This window comes from Tenacibaculum sp. SDUM215027 (assembly GCF_050566205.1).
Taxonomy (GTDB): Bacteria; Bacteroidota; Bacteroidia; order Flavobacteriales; family Flavobacteriaceae; genus Polaribacter.
Map to the genome: position 1 here is coordinate 13535 of NZ_JBNXUE010000002.1, position 20620 is coordinate 34154.

The 20620-nt window shown below is 32.1% G+C and carries 18 protein-coding genes; 4 read left to right on the forward strand and 14 right to left on the reverse strand.

The features are described from left to right. Positions 1 to 10 precede the first annotated feature (10 nt). Positions 11 to 775 carry a TlpA family protein disulfide reductase gene (locus ACQYZ7_RS06145; RefSeq protein WP_430728896.1) on the reverse strand — a complete coding sequence of 255 codons (765 nt, stop codon included), beginning with the start codon at positions 773 to 775 and terminating at the stop codon, positions 11 to 13. Between the two features lie 569 nt (positions 776 to 1344). Here ACQYZ7_RS06145 and ACQYZ7_RS06150 point away from each other — a divergent pair. Beyond that, positions 1345 to 1674 (forward strand): IS110 family transposase, encoded by a 330-nt coding sequence (locus ACQYZ7_RS06150; RefSeq protein ID WP_430728897.1) that lies wholly within the window; start codon positions 1345 to 1347, stop codon positions 1672 to 1674. 2 nt (positions 1675 to 1676) lie between these two features. On the opposite strand, the gene ACQYZ7_RS06155 is transcribed toward ACQYZ7_RS06150, so the two are convergent. From ACQYZ7_RS06155 to ACQYZ7_RS06190, 8 genes are all read right to left on the reverse strand, one after another. Further along, positions 1677 to 2432 (reverse strand): hypothetical protein, encoded by a 756-nt coding sequence (locus ACQYZ7_RS06155; protein WP_430728898.1) that lies wholly within the window; start codon positions 2430 to 2432, stop codon positions 1677 to 1679. 156 nt (positions 2433 to 2588) lie between these two features. Next, a complete protein-coding gene (locus tag ACQYZ7_RS06160; protein WP_430728899.1) occupies positions 2589 to 3239 on the reverse strand; it encodes a hypothetical protein in 651 nt (216 codons plus the stop codon). 211 nt (positions 3240 to 3450) lie between these two features. Then, positions 3451 to 4245, reverse strand: coding sequence for a bZIP transcription factor (locus tag ACQYZ7_RS06165; protein ID WP_430728900.1), 795 nt, complete (start codon positions 4243 to 4245; stop codon positions 3451 to 3453). A gap of 224 nt (positions 4246 to 4469) precedes the next feature. Then, positions 4470 to 5114 (reverse strand): hypothetical protein, encoded by a 645-nt coding sequence (locus ACQYZ7_RS06170; protein ID WP_430728901.1) that lies wholly within the window; start codon positions 5112 to 5114, stop codon positions 4470 to 4472. An 864-nt stretch (positions 5115 to 5978) separates the two neighbouring features. Next, positions 5979 to 7226, reverse strand: coding sequence for a hypothetical protein (locus tag ACQYZ7_RS06175; RefSeq protein ID WP_430728902.1), 1248 nt, complete (start codon positions 7224 to 7226; stop codon positions 5979 to 5981). 81 nt (positions 7227 to 7307) lie between these two features. Then, positions 7308 to 8021 (reverse strand): YARHG domain-containing protein, encoded by a 714-nt coding sequence (locus ACQYZ7_RS06180; RefSeq protein WP_430728903.1) that lies wholly within the window; start codon positions 8019 to 8021, stop codon positions 7308 to 7310. Between the two features lie 40 nt (positions 8022 to 8061). After that, positions 8062 to 8409 carry a ribonuclease E inhibitor RraB gene (locus tag ACQYZ7_RS06185; protein ID WP_430728904.1) on the reverse strand — a complete coding sequence of 116 codons (348 nt, stop codon included), beginning with the start codon at positions 8407 to 8409 and terminating at the stop codon, positions 8062 to 8064. Between the two features lie 228 nt (positions 8410 to 8637). Then, a complete protein-coding gene (locus ACQYZ7_RS06190) occupies positions 8638 to 9330 on the reverse strand; it encodes a hypothetical protein (RefSeq protein WP_430728905.1) in 693 nt (230 codons plus the stop codon). Positions 9331 to 9443: 113 nt separating this feature from the next. Between ACQYZ7_RS06190 and ACQYZ7_RS06195 the strand changes: the two genes are divergently transcribed. Further along, positions 9444 to 11075 (forward strand): ABC-F family ATP-binding cassette domain-containing protein, encoded by a 1632-nt coding sequence (locus tag ACQYZ7_RS06195; protein ID WP_430728906.1) that lies wholly within the window; start codon positions 9444 to 9446, stop codon positions 11073 to 11075. Positions 11076 to 11169: 94 nt separating this feature from the next. On the opposite strand, the gene ACQYZ7_RS06200 is transcribed toward ACQYZ7_RS06195, so the two are convergent. The 3 genes from ACQYZ7_RS06200 to gcvP form a co-directional block, all read right to left on the reverse strand. Next, entirely contained in the window at positions 11170 to 11547 is a 378-nt protein-coding gene (locus tag ACQYZ7_RS06200) for a DoxX family protein (protein WP_430728907.1), read from the reverse strand. A 426-nt stretch (positions 11548 to 11973) separates the two neighbouring features. Next, positions 11974 to 12843 carry a zinc-dependent peptidase gene (locus ACQYZ7_RS06205; protein WP_430728908.1) on the reverse strand — a complete coding sequence of 290 codons (870 nt, stop codon included), beginning with the start codon at positions 12841 to 12843 and terminating at the stop codon, positions 11974 to 11976. 773 nt (positions 12844 to 13616) lie between these two features. After that, positions 13617 to 16472: an aminomethyl-transferring glycine dehydrogenase gene (gene gcvP, locus ACQYZ7_RS06210; RefSeq protein ID WP_430728909.1), complete on the reverse strand. Its 2856-nt coding sequence runs from the start codon at positions 16470 to 16472 to the stop codon at positions 13617 to 13619. 131 nt (positions 16473 to 16603) lie between these two features. Between gcvP and ACQYZ7_RS06215 the strand changes: the two genes are divergently transcribed. Continuing rightward, positions 16604 to 17413: a hypothetical protein gene (locus ACQYZ7_RS06215; protein WP_430728910.1), complete on the forward strand. Its 810-nt coding sequence runs from the start codon at positions 16604 to 16606 to the stop codon at positions 17411 to 17413. A gap of 168 nt (positions 17414 to 17581) precedes the next feature. Then, positions 17582 to 19474 carry a phosphoglycerate dehydrogenase gene (gene serA / locus ACQYZ7_RS06220; RefSeq protein WP_430728911.1) on the forward strand — a complete coding sequence of 631 codons (1893 nt, stop codon included), beginning with the start codon at positions 17582 to 17584 and terminating at the stop codon, positions 19472 to 19474. 67 nt (positions 19475 to 19541) lie between these two features. Here serA and ACQYZ7_RS06225 read toward each other — a convergent pair whose 3' ends face one another. Continuing rightward, positions 19542 to 19994 (reverse strand): DoxX family protein, encoded by a 453-nt coding sequence (locus tag ACQYZ7_RS06225; protein ID WP_430728912.1) that lies wholly within the window; start codon positions 19992 to 19994, stop codon positions 19542 to 19544. Between the two features lie 59 nt (positions 19995 to 20053). Continuing rightward, entirely contained in the window at positions 20054 to 20620 is a 567-nt protein-coding gene (locus ACQYZ7_RS06230; protein ID WP_430728913.1) for a Crp/Fnr family transcriptional regulator, read from the reverse strand.

The window sequence follows — 20620 nt, forward strand, 5'->3', positions numbered from 1 at the left end:
TACGCAGTTTTTATTCAACATCAAAATGTTCTGCTATCAACTTACCATTACTATCAAACACATAAGTTTCAGGTAGACCTGCTAATTGATAAGAAATTGCACTACGATTTGAAACTTCAATTGGGTTGAAATTCAATCCTTTTTTTTCATTTAGTTTAATTACATCTCCATAAGAACAACCATAATATATTGGAACGAAATTCACTTTTTGTAACTTAAGTTTTTTTCGATTTGACTCAACCTGTTCAAGTTTCTCAACACAAGGCGCACACCATGTTGCCCAATAATAAATGACCGTTTTATCATAATCTTTAAAAATATCCGAATTTACAGTATTTCCGTCCGACAATTCGATAGGAATAAAATCAGAAATATAACTAATATCGTTTTGTGGTTCAAAGACAGTTTTATTAAGTTCTTTAAAACCTGTTTTATTTTCAATTGAATATGTTATCTCATTATGATTTAGTGTACTCGTTTGCTCTAAAAGAGATAATATAGGTCTTCTTTTAAAGGGTGATTTCACACCATAATAATCTATTCCTATTTCGTTGTAAATTCCATTACCATTCCAATCTATTAAATACCATTCTGTTTGATTAGCACGTAGTTTAATTCCGTTTTTATTTTCATACTGATATAAGTATTCATCTACAAAAATTGGTTCATTATCATAAACAGCAAATTCAAAACTTTCAGTAATATTCGGTTCTGGGTTTTTGCAAGAGATGAAAACTTGAAAAAATATAAATAGTATGATTAGTGCTTTTTGCATAATTGTGGGCAACGCTCTAGGTGTATGGCGTGTGAGGCACAGCCTCATGAGTAGCCATAATTGTGCCTCATTCGTTATACATTTTGTTGTTTATAGTTTCGTGTGTAGTTCACGAAGAAGGCTAAAGATACACAATATAGTTGTTAGAGGAGCAATTAACCTAGAGCGTTGGTAATAATTAGTAGAAAAGGAGTGTTTGTTAAAACACGGTTTCTACGTGCCGCAGGCAATTATTACCAACGTGTTTGTATATGGTTTGTTGCGTGTTTAAAGCACTAAAGTTAGTAAATAAAAACTGAATAGAAAATCCGAGAGGATTTTCGTAAGTAGGCTAGAACTAGCAATAAATTATATACGTCTTAAGTTAGCAATTCATTAAATTTAGAAATATAAATCAGAAATAAAAAAGCGTAGAGTAAGGTTATGATATACGTTGAAACCTAGATTTCGTCAACATTGATAATCCCTACGCTTTTACTACTTCGAATTCGTTCAGTTCTATGAGACCAAGATCTCGTTTTCAAGTTGTTGAATTGTTGGTAGTGTTTTCTTTCCAATCCTTTTTTCTTATGAGTAAAAATAAACAATTTTTAGGAATCGATGTTAGTAAAGAAGTCTTAGATGTGTATGATAATCAAGGCAATTGGAGTCAATTTACAAATGATGCATCAGGCTTTAAAGAGCTGTTGTTAATCACAAGCAGCTTAACTCATTGTATAATGGAAGCAACAGGATATTATCATGTACGATTAGCCTATTTTTTATTAGAAAAAGGAATTTTGGTATCGGTGGAAAATCCGTTGAAGGTAAAACGATTTATTCAAATGAATTTATCAAAAGTAAAGACGGATATAAAGTTTTGGAAAATTTACTTGTTTTTTACCTCAGTTCTTTGTTAGCATTAGTTTTTTATTTTTTCTACAAAATTATTGCTTATCCAGCCTCTCAATTTTTGATTTTTAAAATCATAGTTTATTGGATTATTACATTGCGTATTGTTTAAACTATTGCTGTCAATTTCAACAAACAGCCAAATCCGTTCTTCTTTAATAACTTCTGCTAAAACCTTTGTATAACAGTCTTTTTTTAATTTTCCAATAATATTAGTATTTGTTTCACACGCAAACATAGATTCATCTTCATCATATTTTCTAATATTTGGTGAAAACCTAACGTTATAATTGTTGTTAAGAACTTTTACTTTATAAGTAGATGATAAATATGAATTAGGTTCTAAAAGTTCGTAATTATCATTAAAAATCACATAATTTTCTTTAAGAAGTATTTTATCCAAATTAAAATTAAAAACTCTATTAGAAGTAAAAGGACTTTCTCCACAGCAATGATTTTGTTTTATTACTAAATTCTTGTTTCTCTCATTATATAAATTGTAATTATAACAAAACTCTGATATTACTCTTTCTAATTTTTGATTAACATTTAAGTAAACTTCTATGCATTTCGGTTCAGCACATTGATACAGGTATATATAATCTAAATCATTATCGTTATCCAAGTCTATTTCAAGTTTCTGAAAATCAGACATACTATTTGATTTAATATTCTTTTCTATTATTTCTATTTGTGTTTTCAACTCATTCTGTGAAAAGCTAAAAGAAATAATGAAAAATAAAAGAATTGTAATTGTTTGTCTCATTGTTGATTCAAATTAATGCTAACGTGATTGTGTATGATTTCGTTGCATGTTACAGCAACTAAATTAGTAAACTAAAACGAACCAGAGGAAATTCCGAAGGAATTTCCAAGTAGGCTAGAACTAGCAATGAATTATACACGGTGTTAGCTGTAGTTTTTATTTCAATTCCTCAAATTTGAATATTTTCGATGTTTTGTAATTCTCTTCTTTTTTAAATAAACCTGTTTTATATTTTTTCATATTAATTATTTCAAAAGTATTATTGTTAAGTATTGGCCCTTTAAGTTCAAATAAAGTATAATTTCCATCAGCAATTGGTTTAAAATAATTAATGTAAATTGAATCATTCTTAATTTTATACAATGCAGAAGGGAAAGTTTTTTTTCTAGTCTCGTTATTTAACAGTCTATATCTTTTCGGGTTATAGTTATTTAAGAATTGTGCGTGAGCTGAATCTTTAGAATTAGTTCCTTTCACAAGATTTGGTGTATCATATACTGAATGATGTAATCCATCCCAACGAGTCGTAAGATTTACATTCCCAGTTCCGTTTTTATATAAAACAATAAAATTATAGTAAACTATTTTCAGACTATCATTTGGATAAAAAGCTCCGTTATAAGTTTTTCGTTTGTAATTATATTTATGAAAAGTACTGTCTTGAAAATAATAATATCCATTAATTTTTAATTGACTACTTCTATCTGAAAAATTGTCTAACTTTTTGTAAATTCTTTTCCCATAATAAGAATGACAAGAATATAAGAAAGTAGTTATGATAATTAAAAAAAGAATATTTTTTTTCATAATTCAGATTAACTATTACTATTACTTAATTCAATTTTCATTAGCTTATTTTGGATTCGTTGATAATTACAGCTAACGTGTTTGTGTATGGTTAGTTGCGTGTTTCAGCAACTAATTTAGTAAACAAAAACGAACGCGAGAAAATTCCGAAGGAATTTTCCAAATAAGCAACGACCAAAGCAATTAATTATACACGGTGTTAGGTGCAGCTTTACTTTTTCTTAAACCAGCTTTCTGGCATTTCACTTTTGAACCATTTGGTTTTACCATTTTCAAATTTTGGAAAAGAATGAAGTTCGGTTTGATATATTTCTTCAAGACCTTCGCTAGTTATTTTTAGGATTCTATAAATCTGATTTACGAACGGTTGTTTTTTATCTTTTGGTCTTTGAAATCTGACAAGTATTAACCAATCTTGTCTTCGCGATTCTATAAATAGATTCACACCATAATATTCAAAATCTTGTCTAAATCTGATTGGTCCTAAAAGTATTGATTGTTTTGGTTTAACGGTGTCCGCTTGAAAATCTAAGTTTTTTAAGTATGTTTTGCTTTTCTGCACATCGCTTTTAGGAAACCTACTTTTAATATTTAATCCTGAGGAAGATAAATCTGTCCATAGAAACACTGGTTCAGCATTTAAGAAATCTTTAGATTCAAATGCTTTTATTTTAACATTGTCGAAAGTATAATCACCATTGTTGAAAATTGGCATAAATAAATCTAAAACATAGCCATTCTTTTGTACTCCATCTTGGTATAAAGTAACAGAAGAATTTCTTAAATCCAAAAATCCGTCACCACCAGTATTTAAATTCCTTACCTCTTGTAATAGTTTAGAATTTTCAACTCCTAATTCCTTGTTTTTCTCAGAGAGATCTTCTATTCTTTTTCTGGACTTGTCAGAGCTCTCTCTGTAACTAATTGTAATATATCCCGTAATTAATGTTCCTAAAATAATTAATCCTAAACCAATCATTGATATTGTTTTTCTTGAAATTTGCATTTTATAAATATAAGCTTATTGTTTTCCTTAGTTGCACCTAACGGTCTTGTATATGGCTCGTAGCGTGCAAAATAGCTTTTATTTTTCGGTTGAGCACAAGCCAGATTTTTAAATTTTACTATTTATCTTTTTTATTGGAAATCGTCAAATTTAAAAATTTGGCGACTTCCAAATATGCCTTAACTTTGATTAAGCAACTACCAAGCTATGAGCTATATACGTTGTTACCACACGTTTTTTTTCGCTGCTTGTTTTAGTTTCTTTTTCGTTCGTGTGTTCTTTATTGTTTTGTCAATTTTTTCTTTAAACTCCGTAATATTTTCTAAATCGGATTTAAGTTGCTCTACTTTTTCTTTAAGTTCTTTTTGCCAATCATATTCAAATTTTTCATTTAAAATCTGATTAAAATATTCGTCTGATTTTTTCGGCTCGTTATTCAGTCCGCAAATAATTGCTCGATGATAATTTCCCCAAAGATTGTCACTCGCAAACTCGTGTTTTATAATAATATTTTCAGCGTTTTTTAAGTCCGCCATTTTATCCCTCATTTCAAGTGTCCGTTTAAGAGCTTTTTCCACTAATGATTCTATTTCGGATTGAAACTGCTTTTCGTTTCTAAAATCAATAAATTCCGATTCACGATTTCCGATATCAAATGAAAAATATTCCTGTTCGTACCAATGAAAATTTATTCCAACATTTAAGCAGGTTCCTTGTCTGTTTTTAAATGGTTGAAATTCTATAATTGTTGTAAACCAATATTGGTCATCTAACCAAGTCCGAGATTGACCTTTACGTTCAATTCCGTATTCTTTGAAAATTCCGCGAGCAACTTTATTTATTATTTTCGAATGTTCTGGTAGTGCCATTAGTTTTTTTTCAAATGTGTGGTAACTCGTTATATACCAAACTTTAGTTGTTTTATCCCGGTAAAAACATGGGATATCATATAGCTTAGCAATTTTTATATGTTATCAAATATATAAAAACCAATGCTTTACCTAAAATAAAGTTATCAACGAGTTACTGTTATTTAATTATACAATTCTTGCGAACCTAAAAAAAGACAAACATATATTCTTACGGAAACCCATAAGCTTAATTATTTAGATAATAAAAGTTGTTTTAGCTACTATAAAAGCTTGAGTGGGTCGCTAATATCACGGCGTGCTCCGTTGACACCGCGGCACGGGTCGCTAATATCACGGCATGCTCCGTTGACACCACGGCACGGGTCGCTAATATTACGGCATGCTCCGAAGACACCGCGGCATGGGGCGCTGATATCACGGCATGCTCCGAAGACACTACGGCATGCTCCGAAGACACCGCGGCATGCTCCGTTGATACCATGGCATGGGTCGCTGATATCACGGTATGCTCCGAAGACACCACGGCATGGGTCGCTAATACTACGGCAATAGATAAATTAATAGCATTCATAAAAAAGTTGACAACGGTGCTTGCCGTAGCCTCAAATCCCAACAGATTTCATAAAAGCTCTCGGTGTAAGTATTAAAAGAGCTTAAGAAAAAGTTACCAACCAATACTTAAAAGTAGAATTTTGTTAGTTGTAGTATGAGTAAGCAGGTGTACAAACAAATGAACGAACAAAATTCTATGTTGTATTGGGAACATTACTAGCCTTTTATAGTTTGTTAAGAGTATCTAGAACAAAGTTTGAAAAACTAAAAGGATTTTTAGGTTAGTTCACTGTTGCGTATTCGATTTTTCTAATGTCTATTATCGCATAAAATTAATATAGGTAACTCATCCTTATCTAAAAAGTGAATTTGAGGGCATCCAAAAGATTCCCATATAAATCCAAAAGTTACGGGTGGTTTGTTTTTAAACAACCGTCCTATATATTGAAGACTTTCATTATACTGTGGTTTTTCTTCTTTTATTTCAAGAGGTGCCTTACTGCTAGACTCCCCTTCTGATTGATAAATATGATAAGAATCTTTTGTATCAAAATTTTTGAATATTAAATCAGACCAGTTATTATACCTATTTTTCATTTTAACAAAAGAACGTATGTTTTCATATTTAGAGGTGTACTTTTTGTAAACTGTATCATTTATCCAACTTTTAGAAATTAATTTGTTTTTGATGTTGTTATTAATCATTTCTAAACTCATTTCTTCAAAAACAAGTGGTTTCAATCCTTTCTCAATAAAAGGATTTTCTTTTCCAATTATAGCAAATCCATCATGGTTTGATTTACCTAAATTAAAACCAATTTGATAATCCCATTGGTTATAATTTTCTTCTTTATATTCTTCTTCTATTTGTGAGTATAAACTAATACAAGCAATTAAAGGTGTTTTTTTAACGAGGTGCTTTTTAACCAATCCAGAGGCAATGTTATAAATAAAAATAGTATCCTTTTCAGAATAATTCATTCTTTTAAGGAATTCAATTCGCTGCTTTTTATTAAAATGTATAGTGTCTTTTAGTAAATCTTTTTCATGGATAAAATTTTCAGGCATATTAAAGCTCTCAGAAACATTAACAAAAGCTTGTCGTATATCTAATTTATTAGAAGGTTTAAGCTTTAATTTAGAATAAGCATCAGCATAATATAATTTTATATTTGAAAAGGAAGGTTCGCTATTTGATACATAATGGCTAAAAATAAAAACAGTATCTTTTTCGTGTTTTACTGCAACCCAAGTTCCTTTTACCTCTTCATAATTATCAATTATTTTTTGTGTTTGCTCAGTATCAAAAAGATATTCAACTTTTTCTCTCCAAGAAAATTTACCTAAAATATTTCCATTTGGAAAATCTCTATAATTCAATCCAGAGGGAGCAATAACATATTTGTATTCAAAATGTTTAGATGTTTCTTTTTTCTTTATAACTGAATCCTTAGATAATTCTGTTAATTCAATCTTGCTTTCCGTAGCACGTTTTTTACAACTAAAAACAAAAAGGGTACTAGATAAAAGTAGTACTAATTGTAAATAAAATTTCATTCTTGTATTAGTATTAATATAGGTTATAATAAGATGACTATAATTATTTATGAAAATTATTGCACATAGCTTTTTATCTTCCTAGTTATTTTTTTCTATGTTTAGTATTCTTTTTATATTTTCTTTTTCAATCTCAGTCAAAAAAGAATCTACATTTTGGTGATATCCTGAATACCATTTTTGTTTAATGAAATATTCAGACAATTTTTTTGTCTTAAACTCATAATGATATCTAGCAAAGATTTCATTTCGCATAATTTTAAGTTCTTCTTTATCCATTTTGTTTAGATAATTAAGGCTTATAATTGTGGTCTTGGTATTAAAATAGTTTCCTATTTCATCGAATTTGGAATAGCTTCCTATTTCATAGTCTCCTTTATTTCCTGTTTGTACAGGTGGATTAACTAATTTTAATCCTTTATATTTCTTATTAGCAACCTCAAAAAACACAAATTCGCCATTAGATTGATCTGAATAAAATTGGTTTCCTTTGATTTTTACATTGGTGAAGTTTTTATATGATTTAGTCCAGTCAATTATTTTTGAATTTTTAATTGTCCAATTTCCTTTTTCTAACTGAGCGCAAACCATATCATTAAAAATAAATAAATGTAAAGACGATTCTGCTTCTGATTCACCAAAAAAATATACACCTGAATAGTTTTTGACATTTTCTTCTTCCCAAGCTCTTAAAGATATATTTTCTTCTTCTATCATAACTTGAGTTCCAAAAACTTGTGCTTTAACAGTTGTAATTGAAAAAAACAGAATTAATATAGTAGTTTCTATTTTCATGTTTTTTATAGCGTGTTGGTGGTAGTTTTATTCTCGTTTATTAAGGTATAAATGCCCCACACCCTTCTAAAGAGACTCCTGTTTGTTTGGCAAGAATAAACATATTCCCTGTTTTACCTTGTAATTCTGCTAAAGTCCACTTCTTTTTTATGTCAGCCTCAATATTCCAACCTTTCAGGAAAATCAGAGTTTTGGTTTTCTCAATTCTATGAGGTATACTTTCGTCTGATAATACTTTAGATAGAAGTTCAGTATTTTCTTTACGTGTAGAGTAGAAGTGAAAATTCACAACTAACTCAGTCTGAGAATCTATTCCGTTTTCTTCCCAAATTCGCCACATTTTTTCATTTCGTTCAAAATGGGCATTCAGTTCATGTTCATTACTCATTTTTGTTGTTATCAAATTTTCGTCAACCAGTTATATACCAAACTTAGTTTCTATTACCTTAACATTAGTAAGGAATATAGTGAAGTTTTAGCTATTTTTGTTTCAAATATAGTAAAATCAATAAAGTGTCTAAGTAAAACGTTTAATAAGTTTATACCCAATTTTTGTTAATTTCTCCGTCTGTAAATTAAAGAAGGAGTAAATTTAAAAAACATGTATACAATAATATTATTTTATTTTTTCTATAGCTTTTCTAACTTCCAATATGTCAGGTTGATGTTTTTTACATTCTTGGATAGCTTCTGGTAGTTTGTCCTCAATAAATTTGTTGTAATCTTTACAAGATTTAAAAATGTTAAACTCCTTATTTTTAAAATCCCAAACAATACCTTTTCCTTTTATAAGGTCACTAGCAATAGCACCACCAATAGCCCCAAAATTTACAGCAGTTCCCATAGCCCATTGGTTCACTAACTCAGCTTCGGTATATAAGTAATTCTCTCCGCCTATAATAGTCCTGACAAACATGTTGTGGTAGTTGGTGCTTTGAGCTCTATCTGTTTTGTTTCTGTTTTTTAAAATAGCTTTTATTTGAAAGTATAAATGCCCTTTATAGGAAATTGCAAAGACATTTCTCACCTTTTTATTATTATCAGAGTAATAAAAATAACAATCGTGAATAATACTATCCATAACTTTTTTATTAAAGTTCTTCATTACAACAGTTTTAAAAGAACTAGGCTTTTTACTAATAAAATCTTTTTTAGAAGTATAAATTCCTTCAGGGTAATTAGGGGTATATAAAGAATTAACCTCAGTAGTTGTTTCTGAAAGTAACTTATTGCTGTTTTCAGAGGTGTCATTTTGACCAAAAATTATGTTTGAAAGTAGTAAGGCGAAGATTAAGGTCTTTATTTTCATGCTTTTTTTGTTTTAGAGTCTCAAATATAACAAAATCAATAAACTATCTAAGTGAAAGTTTTTCACAAACTTATACACCATTTTTGCTAATTTCGCCGCTTAAAATATTTTGTATGATTACGGTAGATCAATTAACGGTTGAGTTTAGTGGTAACGCCCTGTTTAGCGACGTTTCGTTTGTAATAAACGAGAACGATAAAATTGCCTTAATGGGTAAAAATGGCGCAGGAAAATCCACCATGATGAAAATTATAGCAGGAGTTTCTAAACCAACTAAAGGAGGCGTTCGTAGTCCGAAAGATACCGTAATCGCTTACTTACCTCAGCACTTGTTAATGGAAGATAACTGCACGGTAAAAGAAGAAGCATCCAAAGCATTTGCATCTATTTTTACCATGAAAGCAGAAATGGACGACCTCAACAAACAATTAGAAACCCGTACTGATTACGAATCGGACGACTATATGAAAATCATTGAGCGTGTTTCGGATTTAGGGGAGAAGTACTATGCCTTAGAAGAAATAAACTACGAAGCAGAAGTAGAAAAAGCTTTAAAAGGGTTAGGGTTTAAACAAGAAGATTTTGAAAGAGCCACCTCAGAGTTTAGTGGAGGTTGGCGTATGCGTATAGAGTTGGCGAAAATCTTACTGCAAAAACCCGACTTAATTTTGTTAGATGAGCCTACCAACCACGTAGATATCGAGTCGGTAATTTGGTTAGAAAACTTCTTATTAAACAAAGCCAAGGCGGTAGTAGTAATATCGCACGATAAAGCATTTATCGATAATATTACCAACAGAACCATTGAGGTAACCATGGGAACCATTCACGATTACAAAGCGAACTACTCACACTATTTAGAGTTGCGTAAAGAACGTCGTGCACATCAGTTAAAAGCCTATCAAGAACAACAAAAATTTATTGCCGATACCAAAGCGTTTATCGAGCGTTTTAAAGGAACCTATTCAAAAACGAATCAAGTAGCTTCGCGTGAACGAATGTTAGAAAAATTAGTTCCTGTAGAAATAGACGAGGTAGATACATCAGCCTTAAAACTACGTTTTCCACCGTCACCACGTTCGGGAGATTACCCTGTGAAAGTGGAAGGATTGACAAAACAATACGGAGACTTAACAGTATTTAAAGACGCAAGTTTTTCCATAGCTCGTGGCGAAAAAGTATCGTTTGTAGGAAGAAACGGAGAAGGAAAATCGACCATGATTAAAGCAATTATGGGAGAAATTGACTTTGAAGGTGAATGTGGTTTAGGACACAACGCCAAAGTGGGATACTTTGCACAGAATCAAGCGTCGTTGTTAGATTCTGAATTGACGATTTTCCAAACCGTAGATGAGGTTGCTGAAGGTGATGTTCGAACGCAAATCAAAAATATATTAGGACGTTTTATGTTCTCGGGAGATGATTTAGAAAAGAAAGTAAAAGTACTTTCTGGAGGAGAGAAAACCCGTTTAGCAATGGTAAAGTTGTTGTTAGAGCCTGTAAACGTATTGATATTAGATGAGCCTACGAACCACTTAGATTTAAAATCAAAAGAAGTAATTAAAGAAGCCTTATTACACTTCGACGGAACGTTGATTTTAGTATCGCACGACCGTGATTTCTTACAAGGTTTGTCTCAAAAGGTATTTGAGTTTAAAGACCAACGCGTTATCGAACACTTTGAAACGATTGATGCATTCTTAGAACGTAATAACATCAAAGCGTTAAAGGAAATTGATTTGTAAAAACGTCATTGCGAGTGAAACGAAGCAATCTGTTTGTTGTGTACCGAGAAAAAGATTGCCACGTCGTTGTCACTCCTCGCAATGACGATAGTCCTTATTTTACCATAGGTTTATAAGCATCACAGTTTTCATAAATCACCCAAAGGTTAATAGCAAATAGTGCTATAGCCATAGGAAGTCCGGAAGGAGCTTGAAAAATGTGTGTAAGCATAATTCCTATCATTACAGGAAAAATAACTACAGCTCCTAAGGCTCTGGTCTTTGGAATAATGAATAGAATACCTCCTAAAATTTCAGCAATACCTACTAAGGGCATTAGCCAACCAATTTCCATCATAGCGGTCATAGTACTCATCATTTTTTCGGGTAAATCTTCAGGCATTGGCATGTAGTTTAAGAATTTGTTTAATCCTGAATTAATAAACATTAATCCGAAAAGTAGACTTAATACAAATAGAATTTTTTGTTTCATAGTAGTTAGTTTGGGGTTAGTGATTTGTTTTTTAGTTTTTTAAATATATGAAAATATAAAATTGATAACAAAATGAAAGTGAGTATCTTACATTGTTGAGATCTCTCACATTCCGCGTTGCTCCAGTTCGAGATGACAGAATGTTTGGTCATTGCGAGTGAAACGAAGTAATCTGTTAGTCGACGGAGAGATTACTTCAGTCGTAACCTCCTTCGTAATGACGTCTTGTTTATTGTCATTTCGACCAGAGGGAGAAATCTTATTCATATGAGTAGTTCCTATTGTTTAGATCTCTCACATTCCGCGTTGCTTCAGTTCGAGATGACAGAATGTTTCGTCATTGCGAGTGGAACCAAGCAATCTATTAGTCGAGAGTAAGATTACTTCAGTCGTACCTCCTTCGAAATGACGAGTAGAGGAGAAGGTCTAGTTCACCCCGCAACACTTCTTGTATTTCACACCGCTATCACAAGGACAAGGATCGTTTCTGGAAATATCCAAACGTTTTAAATGTAAGTTCAGGTCATCCATATCTTGTTTAAAGATTTGCTCCAGTAACGCATAAAGCTCAGGATGTTTTCTGGCTAATAACTTCGGACGTTCAAAAAAGTATTCGCTTGCAACCGAGAAAAACTCCGCTTTGTTAGTCCCACCATACGGATTGATATCGGAAGCATCGTTGTATATTTCTTCAATTTTTTTGTTGATTAAGTCTACCCACGGAATACTGTATTGCTTTTCTAATAATACATGTGGTACTCCGTCAATATTACCATCTAGTTTATCAATTAAATGTACAAACTCATGGATGGCAGTATTCTTTTTATCAGTTTCATTTTCAAAACCTAAATGTAAAGCAGGTTTAGATAAAATCATTTTTCCTTCTAAATACCCGTTACCTACCATTCCTAAAATTCTTCGGTTGTTTCCTTCGGTTTCAAAATGCTCGTTAAACATGGCAGGGTATAAAATGATTTCTTTGATGTTAGGATAGCGCCATTCAGGAAAATTAAAAATAGGAATTACAGCACTAGAAGCTATCAGTAATTTGTCAGTAATTGTAACCGTAACATCAACACCAATAACCTCATGATTTAATAGGAATTCAAAAACTTTAAACTCGAATAATTCTTTTTCATCAGGAGTGAGTGCGTTGTAAAAAGCAACTTTTTTAGTTAAAATAATTTTCCACTTATCAGGGAATGGAGTTGTTGGTTGTTTCCACTTAGTTGTTGAGGAATTTTTTTTGAATACAAGAAAAATACCTACTAGTATAATTATAGAAATGTATGCCATTTAAAATAGAGTTGCGACTACTAGTAATTTTTTTCAAATATATAAAAATAGGGTAGAGTGGGGATGCTTTGTTATGATGTCATTTCAACCAGAGGGAGAAACCGAAAGGTTCAGCGGAGCTAAATCTCTTTAAGATGGGTAACTTGTATTGTTGAGGTTTTTTGTCGTTTATAAAATCACTCTGTCAGAATGACGTTTTGTTTTGTCATTGAAATTAATTCACGTTATTCTGATGATAGGAGGAATCTCATGAGATGGGTAATTCCTATTGTTGAGATTTCTCACACTTCGCTATCGCTCTGTTCGAAATGACCAATTTTGATTCATGAGGTTATGTTACTTTTCATTTCGACTTCGTTCAGTGTCAGTTCGAGTAATTTTGTGCAATGTAGAGGAACAAAATAGTATCGAGAACCTCGTTATTATCGAATACTTCTCGATACAAAATTCCCTTCACTATGTTTCATGAATTTCACTCGAAGTGACAGTTAGTTGTTAATTTTTGATTTGTTTTCTAAGGACGTTTTTGTAACCATTATTGCGAGGAGGTAGGACGAAGCAATCTTTTTCTTGTTTACTTGTCACCTCGAATGGATATGAGAGGTCTTAATGTTATGAGTAACACACATTCATGAGGTTTAGCTCCACTGAACCTCACGGTTTTTCAGTCGCTTATAAAATCGTTTCTTCGAAATGACCGTTTTAGCATAGTTTATAAAAGCAAAAACCTCATCTTTTCTGATGAGGTTTTTGAGTTTGTATGAATTTTACTTCTAAGCTTCCGCTTCCATGTAATCTTCAATAGGATTACAAGAACAAATTAAGTTACGATCACCGAAAGCATCGTCTACACGACGTACAGAAGGCCAAAACTTATTGTCTGCAATATAATCTAAAGGAAATGCTGCTTGCTTACGAGAATATGGTAAATCCCATTCATCAGCAGTTAACATTTCTTGCGTATGAGGTGCGTTTTTAAGCGGGTTGTTAGGAGTTTCCTTGCTTGCTTCAGCAATCTCTTTTCTAATAGAGATTAAGGCATCACAAAAACGATCTAACTCAGTTACACCTTCAGACTCGGTAGGCTCTACCATAATTGTTCCCGCTACAGGGAAAGATACGGTAGGTGCGTGGAATCCGTAGTCCATTAAACGCTTCGCAATATCAGTAACTTCAATTCCGTTTTGTTTAAACTCACGACAGTCTAAAATCATTTCGTGTGCTGCACGGTTCATTTCTCCTGTATATAAAGTGCTATAATGCCCGCTTAAACGCTCTTTAATATAGTTTGCGTTTAAAATTGCATTCTTAGTAGAGTTTGTTAACCCGTCAGCACCTAACATAGTAATGTATCCGTAAGAAATTAAACATACCAATGCTGAACCCCAAGGAGCAGCTGAAATAGCAGTAATGGCATTGTCACCACCAGTTGCTATTACTGGATTGGTTGGTAAAAACGGAACTAATTGTGGAGCCACACAAATTGGTCCAACACCTGGTCCACCACCACCGTGAGGAATCGCAAATGTTTTGTGTAAGTTTAAGTGACAAACATCTGCACCAATAGTTGCAGGATTTGTTAATCCTACCTGTGCGTTCATATTTGCACCGTCCATATATACTTGTCCACCATTATCATGAATAATTTGCGTAATCTCTTTAATAGCCTTTTCATATACTCCATGAGTAGATGGGTAGGTTACCATTAAAGCAGCTAAATTATCGGCATGTTTTTCAGCTTTAGCACGTAAATCTTCTACGTCGATGTTTCCTCTTTCATCCGTTTTGGTAACTACCACTTTCATACCCGCCATAACAGCAGATGCTGGGTTAGTTCCGTGAGCAGATGCAGGAATTAAACAGATGTTTCTGTTGGTGTCTCCATTTGCTTCGTGATATGCTCTAATAGTCATTAATCCAGCAAATTCTCCTTGTGCACCAGAGTTAGGTTGTAAAGAAGTACCTGCAAAACCAGTAACTACGTTTAATTGCTTTTCAAGGTTATCTAACATGATTTGATATCCTTCAGCTTGGTTTAATGGTGCAAATGGGTGAATATTTCCCCATTGAGGGTTACTCAACGGTAACATTTCAGAAGCAGCATTTAACTTCATGGTACAAGACCCTAAAGAGATCATTGAGTGATTTAATGCTAAATCTTTACGTTCTAATTTTTTAATATAACGCATCATATCAGTTTCTGATTGATACGTGTTGAATATATCGTTATCTAAGAAAGAAGTTGCTCTTTTTACATCTGCAGGAATTACATCTGTAGTAGTAAATTCAGTAACCAAAATATCTTTGATATTGAATGCTTGTTCGAAACAATCAACAATTTCGTTGATTTCTTTTAATCCAACGGTTTCGTTTACAGAGATTGAAATATGGTTTTCATCAATGTAGTTAAAATTGATTCCGTTTGCTTCAGCTACTGGACGTAATTTGTCTGCTTCAACTTCAACTAAAATAGTATCAAAATAAGCACTATTCTTTTGTTTGAATCCTAAATCGGTTAAAGCTTTTGCTAAGGTTATAGTGCTTGTGTATACACGATCTGCAATGTATTGTAAACCATCTTTACCGTGGTATACAGCATACATACCTGCCATAACAGCTAATAATACCTGTGCAGTACAAATGTTTGAAGTTGCTTTTTCACGTTTAATGTGTTGTTCACGTGTTTGTAATGCCATACGTAAAGCACGACTACCGTCAACATCTTTTGTAACTCCAATAATACGACCAGGAATACTACGCTTGTAAGCTTCTTTCGTTGCAAAATATCCAGCGTGAGGCCCTCCATATCCTAAAGGAATACCAAAACGTTGTGTAGTACCTACAACAACATCAGCACCAAATTCAGCAGGAGCTTTTAATTTTACTAATGATAAAATATCAGCAGCAACAGCTACTTTAATATTGTTTGCGTTACAATTAGCTACGAAATCGGTGTAATCATACACTTGTCCATGCTTTCCAGGGTATTGTACGATAGCACCGTAGAATTCTTCAGAAAAATCAAATTCTTCATGATTACCAACTACTAATTCAATTCCGATAGGAATAGCACGTGTTTGTAAAACCGATAAGGTTTGTGGTAAAATTTCTTCTGAAACAAAGAACTTGTTTACGTTTGCTTTCTTTTGTGCGCGTTCACGAATGTCAAATAATAACGCCATGGCTTCGGCAGCTGCAGTACTTTCGTCTAATAATGAAGCATTGGCTAATTCCATTCCTGTTAAATCACAAATCATAGTTTGATAATTTAACAAGGCTTCTAAACGCCCTTGCGCTATTTCAGCTTGGTAAGGGGTATAAGCAGTATACCATCCCGGGTTTTCTAAAATATTACGTTGTATAACGCTAGGTATAATAGCTTCGTGATATCCTAAACCGATATAACTTTTAAAAACGTTGTTTTTTGCACCTAATTCGTTAATGTGATTTAGGTATTCATATTCGCTCATAGCAGGGGCTAAATCTAACTCTTTATGTAAGCGGATATCGTCGGGGATAGTTTCGTAAATCAATTGGTCTAAACTCTCTATGCCAATTGTTTGAAGCATTTGATCCTGATCTTTAACACGAGGACCTATATGCCTTAGTTGAAATGAATTTGTGTTCATTATTGTGTTGTTGTTTTTCGTGCCTCAAAAATAGTGAAATTGGTTGATTTGATACTACATATTTTTTTGTTAAAAGCAATATTTTATTAACCAAAACAGCTGGTTATAAACAGAAAAGTTATTTTTGTTGAATGAAGCTTTTAAAAAAAGTACTCGATTTTTATATAAACTCTAGTATTCATGTAGCCTTATCTGTGTTTTCTTTGTTTAGAATTACAGAGCTATACTTTGGTTTTTCGTATGATGAATCACTTGGTTTTTTTGTGTTTTTTGCGACAATTACTGGGTATAACTTTGTTAAATATGCAGGAGTAGCGAAACTACATCATCGAAGTTTGACTAAAAATTTACAAATTATTCAAATATTTTCACTGATTTGTTTCTTGTTGATGTGTTATTACGCATGGTTACTTCCGTTAAGGACGTTATTGTTTTTTATGCCTTTTGGTTTGTTAACTTTCTTGTATGCAGTGCCTTTTTTAAGTGGATTTCAAAAAAACTTACGAAGCATTGGTTATTTAAAAATAGTAGTGGTGGCTTTGGTATGGGCAGGAACCACGGTATTATTACCAGTATACGCGAGTGAAACTTCTTTTACAAGTGAAGTGTACCTATCTGCGATACAACGGTTTTTATTAGTGGTGATATTAATTCTCCCTTTTGATATTAGAGATGTACAATATGATGCTATCTCTTTACAAACCATTCCTAAAAAAATAGGTATAGAAAACACTAAAAAGTTTGGTGCTGTTTTGTTAGGGTTGTGTTTGGTGTTGGAGTTTATTATTAGTCCTAATACTCATTTTCGAACTGTTTTTTTAGTATTGTTTTCTGTACTTTTAGTTTTATTAATGAGATCAAAAGTAAATCAATCTAAATATTATAGTTCTTTCTGGGTAGAAGCTATACCCGCTTTTTGGTGGTTGTTCTTATTGATTTAAAATTGAAGCTTTTTAAAGGTGTAAAACCTTAAAAAGTAATAGCTTTTAAGAAGTGTGTTTTCTTTATTTAAAAACTGAAACTTAAGGGGTTCGTAATATGTGTTTTTAAGAAAACCTTTGTACATTCGTTGGCTTAACAACACAACAACAAAAACATAAATAAGTAACATGAATTTAGTAAAACGAAATTTCGTTTTCGATTTCGATAGCACACTAACCAGTGTGGAAGCATTAGATGTTTTAGCTGAAATCACTTTAAAAGGAAATCAAAAAAAGGAAGAGATTATTCAAGAAGTAATCCATATTACAAATCAAGGAATTGATGGTGAAGTATCCTTTACTGAATCCTTAGAAAAACGCATTCAGTTATTAAGTGCTAAAAAGTCAGATTTACCTTTGTTAATAGAAGAGTTAAGGCAAAAAGTATCTCCTTCTATAGAAAGAAATAAAGAATTTTTTGAAAGCTTTTCTGATGATATTTATGTGATTTCAGCTGGGTTTAAAGAATTTATTGATCCTATAGTTGCTGAATATAACATTCCTTCAGAAAGAGTATTTGCAAATACTTTTGAGTTTGATAACGATGGAGTTATTGTTGGATTTGACACGGAAAACCCATTATCTAAACATAATGGTAAGATAGATTGTTTAAAATCCTTAAATTTAGAAGGTGAAGTACAAGTTATTGGTGATGGGTATAGTGATGCAGTTACCAAAGAAGCAGGTGTTGCCGATACTTTTTTTGCATATACAGAGAATGTATCAAGAGATAAAACGATTGCAAACGCCGATCATATTACGCCGAATTTAGATGAATTTTTATACGTTAACAAATTGCCTAGAAACTTATCATATCCAAAGAACAGAATTAAGATATTATTATTAGAAAACGTACACTCTGATGCTTTTACAAAGTTAACAGGTGATGGATTTTCAGTAGAAACTGTATCAAGAAGTTTATCAGAAGATGAATTGATTGAAAAATTAAAAGATGTTCATGTGTTAGGAATCCGTTCTAAAACACAAGTAACTCGTAAAGTTATTGAAGCTGCCGAAAAGTTAATGGTAGTTTCTGCTTTTTGTATAGGTACGAAGCAGATTGATTTAGAGGCTTGTAAAGAGGGTGGAGTAGTAGTTTTTAATGCACCATATAGTAATACGCGTTCGGTAGTAGAATTAGCTATTGGAGAGATTATAATGTTAATGCGTAGTGTGTTTCAAAGAAGTACAGAAATCCATAACGGTCAATGGAATAAAACAGCGCAAGGATCAAGAGAAGTCCGCGGTAAAAAGCTAGGGATTGTTGGGTATGGAAACATTGGTAAGCAATTATCTGTATTAGCAGAAGCTTTAGGTATGGATGTTTACTATTATGATGTAGAAGATAAATTATCTTTAGGGAATGCCACAAAAATAGATACATTAAATGAATTATTGAATATTTCAGATGTAGTTACGTTACATGTTGATGATAATTCAGCGAATAAAAACTACATAGGAAAAGAGGAAATAGCACAAATGAAAAATGGTGCACACTTGGTGAACTTATCTCGTGGTTTTGTAGTAGATATTGAAGCTTTAGTTGATGGTTTGAAATCTGGTAAGATTGCTGGAGCTGCAGTGGATGTTTATCCTGAAGAGCCAAGAAAAAATGGTGATTTTTATACGGAATTAAAAGGACTGGATAATGTGATTTTAACTCCACATGTAGGTGGTAGTACTGAAGAAGCTCAAAAAGATATTGCTGATTTTGTTCCGAATAAGATTATGGCGTATATCAATTCTGGAAATACGGTTGATGCAGTAAACTTCCCAAATATTCGCTTACCAAAACATAAAAATGCACATCGTTTTTTACATATTCATAAAAATGTGCCTGGTATAATGGCGAAAATTAACAAGGTGTTAGCTAAATATGAGTTGAATATTACGGGGCAATACTTATCTACTGATGAAAAGGTAGGATATGTAATTACTGATGTTGATAAAGAATACAATCAAGAAGTGATAACAAAACTGAAAAAGGTAGAAGGAACGATTAAGTTTAGAGTATTGTACTAAATCGTGTCTTAAACAAATTATATTATTCAAGGTCTGCATTTTAATGTAGACCTTTTTTTATTTGAAATTACTTCCTTAAAGTAAAAAAATACACCCAAGCAATAAAAAAGAGTTGTAAAGGAATTCTAAACCATAAGTAAGTAATCCCTTTTCCGTCATAATTTCCTGTTTGGTAATTCAAGTTTTCTAAGCTAGCTTTTATATTGGTTGGTAGTATGAGTAGTAAAAATAAAATAAGAATCCAACCTGTAATTTTCACATAGTTTGGTAATAATAAACCAATAGCCAACATAATTTCTAGTACTCCTGTTAGCGTTACGATAGATGATCTTAAGGGGATAAAATTCGGAATCATTTTACTCATGCCTTCCGTAAAAACAAAATGTCCTAAAGCAGTAAATAATAGCATAGTACACATTGCTATTCTACCAGAAAGCGAATAGTTTATGGTTTTAAAAAAAAGTTTTTGAACACCTACTGTAACTAGGAAGGTAAGTAGTAAAATAAATAACGGTTTCATAGATAAAAAAGTTTTATTCAAAATTGAATAAACTTTCGAATGTAAACAATGAACTTAAGTTAAGAAATTCGTTTTCTAATTCTGCTGAGTGCTTGAGGGGTTATACCAATATATGACGCTATATATTTTAAAGGAATTTGTTGAATTAGCTCAGGTCTTTCATGAAAAAGATTGAGGTATCTTTCTTCTGGAGTGTTGCTCAATAATGAAAGTTCTCGTTTTGATTTTAGTAAGAATAAATTTTCTGCATTTTTTCGTCCAATTTCATTGCCAATAGAGGTGTTTTTATAGATGTCTTCCAAATCATCAAACGATAATCTCCATAACGAGGTAGGAGCTAAGGTTTCTATACTATACCCACAAGAGGTTTGTGTTAAGAAAGAATCGTAAGCACTTATAAAACTGTTTTTAAAAACAAAACCAAAAGTTACATCATTTTCAATTTTTGGGATAAACAACCGTAAAATTCCGTTTTCAACAAATGAAAGGTAGTTTTCAGTGGCTCCTTTAGATAAAACAATTTCCTTTTTTTGAAAAGTTTGATGTTGAAGCTTAGAAGAAAAGTAATGCCATTCTTGATCGTTTAAAAAAGAAAAAGTTTCAAAATATTTCCTGATTTGTTCCAT

Bases quoted from the DNA above. Each gene is read 5' to 3' on its own strand.
- ACQYZ7_RS06145 (WP_430728896.1), bottom strand. From the start codon at position 775: ATGCAAAAAGCACTAATCATACTATTTATATTTTTTCAAGTTTTCATC.
- ACQYZ7_RS06150 (WP_430728897.1), top strand. From the start codon at position 1,345: ATGAGTAAAAATAAACAATTTTTAGGAATCGATGTTAGTAAAGAAGTC.
- ACQYZ7_RS06155 (WP_430728898.1), bottom strand. From the start codon at position 2,432: ATGAGACAAACAATTACAATTCTTTTATTTTTCATTATTTCTTTTAGC.
- ACQYZ7_RS06160 (WP_430728899.1), bottom strand. From the start codon at position 3,239: ATGAAAAAAAATATTCTTTTTTTAATTATCATAACTACTTTCTTATAT.
- ACQYZ7_RS06165 (WP_430728900.1), bottom strand. From the start codon at position 4,245: ATGCAAATTTCAAGAAAAACAATATCAATGATTGGTTTAGGATTAATT.
- ACQYZ7_RS06170 (WP_430728901.1), bottom strand. From the start codon at position 5,114: ATGGCACTACCAGAACATTCGAAAATAATAAATAAAGTTGCTCGCGGA.
- ACQYZ7_RS06175 (WP_430728902.1), bottom strand. From the start codon at position 7,226: ATGAAATTTTATTTACAATTAGTACTACTTTTATCTAGTACCCTTTTT.
- ACQYZ7_RS06180 (WP_430728903.1), bottom strand. From the start codon at position 8,021: ATGAAAATAGAAACTACTATATTAATTCTGTTTTTTTCAATTACAACT.
- ACQYZ7_RS06185 (WP_430728904.1), bottom strand. From the start codon at position 8,409: ATGAGTAATGAACATGAACTGAATGCCCATTTTGAACGAAATGAAAAA.
- ACQYZ7_RS06190 (WP_430728905.1), bottom strand. From the start codon at position 9,330: ATGAAAATAAAGACCTTAATCTTCGCCTTACTACTTTCAAACATAATT.
- ACQYZ7_RS06195 (WP_430728906.1), top strand. From the start codon at position 9,444: ATGATTACGGTAGATCAATTAACGGTTGAGTTTAGTGGTAACGCCCTG.
- ACQYZ7_RS06200 (WP_430728907.1), bottom strand. From the start codon at position 11,547: ATGAAACAAAAAATTCTATTTGTATTAAGTCTACTTTTCGGATTAATG.
- ACQYZ7_RS06205 (WP_430728908.1), bottom strand. From the start codon at position 12,843: ATGGCATACATTTCTATAATTATACTAGTAGGTATTTTTCTTGTATTC.
- gcvP (WP_430728909.1), bottom strand. From the start codon at position 16,472: ATGAACACAAATTCATTTCAACTAAGGCATATAGGTCCTCGTGTTAAA.
- ACQYZ7_RS06215 (WP_430728910.1), top strand. From the start codon at position 16,604: ATGAAGCTTTTAAAAAAAGTACTCGATTTTTATATAAACTCTAGTATT.
- serA (WP_430728911.1), top strand. From the start codon at position 17,582: ATGAATTTAGTAAAACGAAATTTCGTTTTCGATTTCGATAGCACACTA.
- ACQYZ7_RS06225 (WP_430728912.1), bottom strand. From the start codon at position 19,994: ATGAAACCGTTATTTATTTTACTACTTACCTTCCTAGTTACAGTAGGT.
- ACQYZ7_RS06230 (WP_430728913.1), bottom strand. From the start codon at position 20,620: ATGGAACAAATCAGGAAATATTTTGAAACTTTTTCTTTTTTAAACGAT.